The organism is Amycolatopsis rhizosphaerae (assembly GCF_007713715.1).
In the GTDB taxonomy this organism is placed as follows: domain Bacteria; phylum Actinomycetota; class Actinomycetes; order Mycobacteriales; family Pseudonocardiaceae; genus Amycolatopsis_E; species Amycolatopsis_E rhizosphaerae.
Genome location: NZ_VJWX01000447.1, coordinates 1 through 5829 on the forward strand (window position 1 = coordinate 1; position 5829 = coordinate 5829).

Here is a 5829-nt window from a genome sequence, read left to right on the forward strand (position 1 = left end):
GTCTGGAACTGCGGCATGCCCGCGGCGTTCTGCGCACTCGCCTGGTAGTAGGCGTTGAACGCGTCGACGTTCGCCTGGCCCTTCCGGTTGTAGGAGTTGATCTCGTCGTCTTTGTCGCTCCAGGGGTTGATGTCGTCCGTCCACCCCTTGGAGGGCGGGTTCTGCGGGATCTCCTGGACCCTCGACGAGACGGTGTGGAAGTCGTTGATCTGGTTTCCGATGAACTGGTGGCTTGTCCCGAGGTTTTGCGCGGAGTCGTTCAGCCAGGTCCGCAGCGGGTGCGCCCCGGCCTGCGCGGCCTGAGAGCCGTCGCCCTGCCAGGCGGAGTCCATCATCTGGTTCAGCGCGGCGATCTTCTGGGCCCGGTCTTCGTGATTGTTCTGTAACTCCTGTGCCGCGGTTCCCGCCGCCTCAAGGGAACCGGTGCCTGGGCCGCCCTTGATCTGCTGGAAGATCTGGTAAGCGTCGATCGACCGACCGCCGATGTCCGATTGATGCTGCTGGGCCGAGGGGCCACCCGACAACCAGCCGCCGATGGCCGACCCGACAGCCGTGCCGATACCGGGCATGACCGCCGTGCCGATCGCGCCGCCGATCAACTGACCGTTCGACATAACAATCAACCCCTCCCGATGGTTCTCATGCCGCACCCTTGAGGTGCTCGATCATCGCCTGCGCGGTGCGCTCGGCCACTGGGCACGGATTCGTCTTGTTCTGACCAGTGACAAGGGACGACGTGACCACGGCCGTGGTGTCATTTGCCAAACCAATCGAGAGCGAACAGATTCCGGACGACCGCTGATCGGCTCGCGACGCATAGACTGCCGGGTAACCGTTGATGGTCGTCGGCTCGAAATACGCGAAATATCCTGGCTGGGCGTTCAGCTTGTAAATGTTGTCCAAGCCAGTACCGTTGGTGCTCACGCCGATGCCCGTGCTGTTCGCCTGGTAAACGGCTCCTTGCCAGGTACAGGTCGGCCCGTTGTTGGTCTGGGACTGCTTGCCAGGCCCTACCATTCCGAGGTGATCGATCTGCGCTGACGAAAGCGTGTTGCAAGGGTTGGCCTTCACATCGTCGACTTTCAACTGAGAAGGAAGACTCGGCGCGCCGCCACTGGCGGCGCTGGTAGAGGTGCTGCTCGCCGCAGCGGCGCCGGACGTCGTTGTGGTCCCCGACTGGCCACCACCCCCGGAGCAGGCGGTGAGCAGCCCGGTGGCCGCCATGGTGGCGGCGATTCGAATGGCACGGGACGTACTCACATGACATCCTTTCCCTGCCGGGCTGCGGCCTGTACTGCGTCCTGTTCGTTTTGTTGGATCTGCCCGCTGGCCTTCTGTAAGGCTTCGATGTAGTTCTGCACGTATGTGATCATCCGCTGGGTCTGCTCCAGCAGAGTTCGGCTTGACGGGTCGTAACCCTTGGCCATGAAGTCGCCGCTGGCAAACTCCGCGCCGGGCGCCTGCACGGTCATTTGCATCGTCTGGACGTTCGTCAGGTCCTGCTGGAAGTCGCTGAGGAGTTCCTGCCACTTGTTGATGACGGTCTGGACCTGGTCGGGATCGAACTTGTAGCCGCCGGGCGAGCCGTTGTTGCCGACCTGGATCGGTGCGACCGCAGGCATGTCGGGCAGGCTGTCGGCGACGTAGCTCCCGGACTCCGGTGGCTGCCTCATGATCAAGTCCCCTTCGCTCGTCCCGCCCCCAGCTAAGCGAGATCAGCAATGGGATGCTAGCGCAGCGCCGCTGGTTCCCGCGGTCGAATCATTTGTGCGCAGGCGATCGCGTTCCTTGCCGTTCGAGCACGGAGGAGGGCTCTGCCTTCGCGTGGGTGCTCGCGACAGAACGAAACAACGCCCTTTCCCGGAGCGGGAAAGGGCGTTGTTCGTGGACTACTTACTCGGCGGCCTTGACGACGTCGATGCGGACGCCGACTTCGACCTTCGGGTGCAGCCGGGCGCTGACCTGGTGCTTGCCGAGGGTCTTGATGTGGCCTTCGACCTCGATGATCCGCTTGTCGAGCAGCGGGCCACCTGCGGCCTTGATCGCCGTGACGATGTCGCCGGTGGTCACCGAACCGAACAGCTTCTTCGAGCCTTCGGCGGCCTTCGCGGTGAGCTGGACGGTGCCCAGCCCCTCGAGGGCGGCCTTGATCTCCTTGGCGTGGTCCAGGTCCCGGATGCGCCGGCTTTCCTGGGCCCGGCGGATGGTCTGCACGTTCTTCTCCGCGCCCTTGGTGGCCACGATGGCGTAGCCCCGCGGGAGCAGGTAGTTGCGCGCGTAACCGTCCTTGACCTCGACGATGTCACCGGGGCCGCCGAGGTTGGCCACGTCGGTGGTGAGAATGATCTTCGCCATGACGTGCCTCCTTAGCGCGCGGTCGAGGTGTAGGGCAGCAGCGCCATCTCGCGGGAGTTCTTGACCGCGATGGCGATGTCACGCTGGTGCTGGCTGCAGTTGCCGGTGACGCGACGGGCACGGATCTTGCCGCGGTCGGAGATGTACTTCCGCAGCAGGTTCGTGTCCTTGTAGTCGATCAGTTCCGGGCGGCCCTTCTGCTCCGCCTTGCAGAACACACAGACCTTCTTCTTGGGCTTGCGAATGGGTGGCTTGGCCACGGGGATGCTCCTGGGAATTCCGATACGAGTGGTTGGTTAGAAGGGGGGCTCGTCCGCGAACCCGCCGCCGCCCCCGGCAGGCGGGGCGGAGCCCCACGGGTCGTCGGCGGGCATGCCGCCGCCGCCGCCACCGGCGCCGTAGCCGCCGCCACCACCACCGGTGCCGCGGCTGACCTTGTTGACCTTGGCGGTGGCGTAGCGCAGCGACGGGCCGATCTCGTCGACCTCAAGCTCGACGACGGTCCGCTTCTCGCCTTCCTTGGTCTCGAACGACCGCTGCTTGAGCCGGCCCTGCACCACGACCCTGGCGCCGCGGGTCAGGCTCTCGGCCACGTTCTCCGCGGCCTGGCGCCAGATGTTGCAGCGCATGAACAGCGCCTCGCCGTCCTTCCACTCGCCGCTGGCGCGGTCGAAGGTACGGGGGGTGGAGGCCACGGTGAAGTTCGCGACCGCCGCGCCGGAGGGCGTGAAGCGCAGCTCGGGGTCCGAGGTCAGGTTGCCGACCAGGGTGATGACGGTGTCTCCGGCCATGGTCGCCGCCTCAGGCCTTCGCCGCGACCTTGCGCGGGGCGGCCTTGCGAACGACCTTCGTGCGGAGCACGTTTTCCTGCAGCGACAGCTGACGGTCGAGTTCCTTGACCGCTTCCGGCGAGGAGTTCAGGTCGAGCAGGGCGTAGATGCCCTCGGCGTGCTTCTTGATCTCGTAGGCCAGCCTGCGGCGGCCCCACACGTCGACCTTCTCCACGCTGCCGCCGGACGTGCGGATCACGTTGAGGAACGTGTCCAGCGTCGGGGCGACGGTGCGCTCGTCGAGCGTCGGATCGAGGATGACCATTACCTCGTAATGGCGTGACACAACCACTCACCTCCTGTGGGCTCTGCGGCCACGGACGATCCGTGGCAGGAGGGTTTGTCGAGGTACCAGCCTAGCCGAGGCGTTCGGGCGGCTCGCAGCACCCGGGGTGCGGCGGTCAGGACACCCGGCGCAGTACCCAGGTGCGGACCAGCGCGGCGCTGACCCCCGCCAGCGCGACCACGGCCAGCAGCATGGGCAGCTGGACGGTGTTCGTGGTGGGGGCGGCGGCCAGCGCGTTCGCGTTGCCGGTGTTGCGCACGTCGGCCTGCCCTGGCGGGGTGTTGCTGCCGGACAGCACGCCGATCTCGGGTGTGGGCAGGCCGGCCACCGGGGCGGCGGACGGGTACTTGTCGCCGGGCGAGAGCGCGATTCCGGGCACGGCGGCGGGGATGTTGCCGTAGTCGCGCCGCGGCGCGGTCGCGTTGCCGGTGCCCATGGAAGGCGTGGCGGCGGTGGCGGTCGGCGCGGTCGTGCCGGGCGCCGGGGTGCCGGTGGCCGCCGAGGGCAGCCCGGTGGCGATGCTGTAGTTGGCGGTGGCGACGGACAGGCCGCAGTTGCCCGCGACCTTGTTCCGGATGGAGGTGAGCGTCTTCTGCTGCGTCGCGGTGTCCCACGACCAGCCCAGCCCGTCCGCACCCTTCAGCGCCTGGGTGACGACGGCGGCGATGGTGTCCCCGCTGACCGTGCCGGAGGCCGCGGTGGGCACCTTCCCCACCGGCAGCACGCCCTTGGCGGTGATCTCCTGCGCGAGTTTGTCCGGGTCGACCGCGTTGAGGTGCAGGAACATCTCCTGCTCCTTCGCCCCGGCCCTCACCAGGTCGGCGACGTCCTTGCCCTGCACCGCGATGTCGTCGCCGATGTCGCCGGTGACGTTGCCGGTGCAGGCGGAGGCGAGGACCGTGCCGGCCGAAGCGTCGCCGAGGAACAGACCGCCGGTGAGCAGTGCGGCGAGCGTGCCCACGGTGAGCACCCGACGGGTCGTCCTGGTCAGGTCGGTCCGTGTTGGCATCCGCACGGTGGCAGTCCTCCAGTGGTCGCAAGCGTCATCCTCATGAGGGATAACGAAAAGCAGGCGACGAGGATACTAGGCGGTAGCTCCGCGTAAAACCCAGGCGCGGACCAGTCCGGCGCTGACGCCCGCGAGCGCGAGCACCGCCGCCAGCACGGGCAGTTCGACCGGCGTGCCGCCATCGGTGCCCTGACCCGGCAGGGCCTCGGCCCGTCCGGCGTTCTGCACGGATCGCTGATCGCCGCCCTGGGGCGCGCCCTGGCCCAGCGCACCGATCGACGGCGCATAGCCCGGGATCTCCCCGCCGTACCGCAGCCCGGGAGCAGGCGACCACAGACCAGCAAGTGCGTACGGAATGTCGCTGTAGTCCCGCATCGGGGCGTAGCCGGGTACTGAGCCGAAGCTGCCGAAGCTGCCGAAGCTCAAGAGCCGGTAGCCGGGGTCGGAAAGGACCTGACTGGTCGCGGCGGGGATGCTCGCGGCGGCAGCGCCCGTACCGCCGGGGGTGGCCTGCTGAGCTCCTCCGGTCCCGCTGCCCGGGCCGCTCTGCGCCGCACCACCGGTCTGCGGTGCGGGTTGCTGTTGCTGCTTTCCGGTGAGGCCGGAGGTCGCGCTCTGCACTGCCGAGGTGAGGCCGTTCGTGGTGCCGGCGACGGTGCTGTCCACGGCACCCGCGATGGGCGCGCCCACCACGGGGATCGGGGCGACCACGGTGTCCACCACCTTCACCGTGATCTGGCAGAGTCCGGAAAGCAGGCCGCCGATGATCGAGGTCAGGCCGTCGGTGACGGTCTGCAGGCCGAGGGGGCTCTTGATGACGTCACCCGGGTGGGCGGTCACGGTCTGGCCGCAACTCGCGGTGATGGTCGCGGCCGAAGCCGCAGCCGCGGGTGTGGGCGCGGCGAAGGCCGTGGTGCCCGCCAGTACGAAGGCGGCCGCGCCCACCGCGGCGGCCTGACGAGTTCGACCTCGCATCCGTCCCACCCCTCTCCTGCGTCACTGAAGGGATAACGACGGTGACCGTGCGGACGTGACGCACGCGAACGGGTGAGACGGCTCAGTCCACCGTCCGGGCGAGCCAGACGTGGGCGAGTGCGGCGCCGACGAGGGCCAGTGCGATCGCCGCGAGCAGCAGGGGCAGCCGGGGCGGGACGGCGGAGGCCTGCATCGCCTGCGCGGAGCCGGAGTCCTGGTCGGTCACGCCGGGTGCGGTGCCGGTCGGCGGGACGAGGTTCAGCGTGGCGGGCGCCACCGTGCCGCCGCCGAGCGGGCCGAGCAGTTGGGCGGCGGACACCGGCGCCACCCCGATGATCGGGTAGCCGGCGAACTGCACGCCGCCGTTCCAACTG

At 68.3% G+C, this 5829-nt stretch carries 9 protein-coding genes and 1 pseudogene; all 10 read right to left on the reverse strand.

Features of this window, described 5'->3' with window-relative positions:
* A partial coding sequence (locus tag FNH05_RS30145; protein WP_144592245.1) for a PPE domain-containing protein occupies nt 1-650 on the reverse strand: 650 nt, incomplete at its 3' end.
* Nucleotides 640-1260: a DUF3558 domain-containing protein gene (locus FNH05_RS30150; RefSeq protein WP_144592246.1), complete on the reverse strand. Its 621-nt coding sequence runs from the start codon at nt 1258-1260 to the stop codon at nt 640-642. The genes FNH05_RS30150 and FNH05_RS30145, both read right to left, overlap by 11 nt.
* A complete protein-coding gene (locus tag FNH05_RS30155; protein WP_144592247.1) occupies nt 1257-1673 on the reverse strand; it encodes a hypothetical protein in 417 nt (138 codons plus the stop codon). Before FNH05_RS30155 ends, FNH05_RS30150 begins: the two co-directional genes overlap by 4 nt.
* A gap of 220 nt (nt 1674-1893) precedes the next feature.
* Complete coding sequence (gene rplI, locus FNH05_RS30160; protein ID WP_144592248.1) at nt 1894-2355, reverse strand: 50S ribosomal protein L9; 462 nt, start codon at nt 2353-2355, stop codon at nt 1894-1896.
* An 11-nt stretch (nt 2356-2366) separates the two neighbouring features.
* Nucleotides 2367-2615 (reverse strand): 30S ribosomal protein S18, encoded by a 249-nt coding sequence (rpsR, locus tag FNH05_RS30165; protein WP_027941586.1) that lies wholly within the window; start codon nt 2613-2615, stop codon nt 2367-2369.
* A gap of 36 nt (nt 2616-2651) precedes the next feature.
* A complete protein-coding gene (locus FNH05_RS30170; RefSeq protein WP_144592249.1) occupies nt 2652-3146 on the reverse strand; it encodes a single-stranded DNA-binding protein in 495 nt (164 codons plus the stop codon).
* A 10-nt stretch (nt 3147-3156) separates the two neighbouring features.
* Nucleotides 3157-3471, reverse strand: a complete 315-nt coding sequence (gene rpsF, locus FNH05_RS30175) for a 30S ribosomal protein S6 (RefSeq protein ID WP_186382810.1) — start codon at nt 3469-3471, stop codon at nt 3157-3159.
* 115 nt (nt 3472-3586) lie between these two features.
* Nucleotides 3587-4480, reverse strand: coding sequence for a hypothetical protein (locus FNH05_RS30180; protein WP_144592251.1), 894 nt, complete (start codon nt 4478-4480; stop codon nt 3587-3589).
* 75 nt (nt 4481-4555) lie between these two features.
* Nucleotides 4556-5455 carry a hypothetical protein gene (locus FNH05_RS30185; RefSeq protein ID WP_186382811.1) on the reverse strand — a complete coding sequence of 300 codons (900 nt, stop codon included), beginning with the start codon at nt 5453-5455 and terminating at the stop codon, nt 4556-4558.
* 82 nt (nt 5456-5537) lie between these two features.
* Nucleotides 5538-5829, reverse strand: a pseudogene (locus FNH05_RS38385) (hypothetical protein); the annotation flags it as partial.

Excerpts from the sequence above, each read along its gene's own strand:
- FNH05_RS30155 (WP_144592247.1), bottom strand. The coding sequence starts at position 1,673 with ATGAGGCAGCCACCGGAGTCCGGGAGCTACGTCGCCGACAGCCTGCCC.
- rplI (WP_144592248.1), bottom strand. The coding sequence starts at position 2,355 with ATGGCGAAGATCATTCTCACCACCGACGTGGCCAACCTCGGCGGCCCC.
- FNH05_RS30170 (WP_144592249.1), bottom strand. The coding sequence starts at position 3,146 with ATGGCCGGAGACACCGTCATCACCCTGGTCGGCAACCTGACCTCGGAC.
- FNH05_RS30180 (WP_144592251.1), bottom strand. The coding sequence starts at position 4,480 with ATGCCAACACGGACCGACCTGACCAGGACGACCCGTCGGGTGCTCACC.
- FNH05_RS30185 (WP_186382811.1), bottom strand. The coding sequence starts at position 5,455 with ATGCGAGGTCGAACTCGTCAGGCCGCCGCGGTGGGCGCGGCCGCCTTC.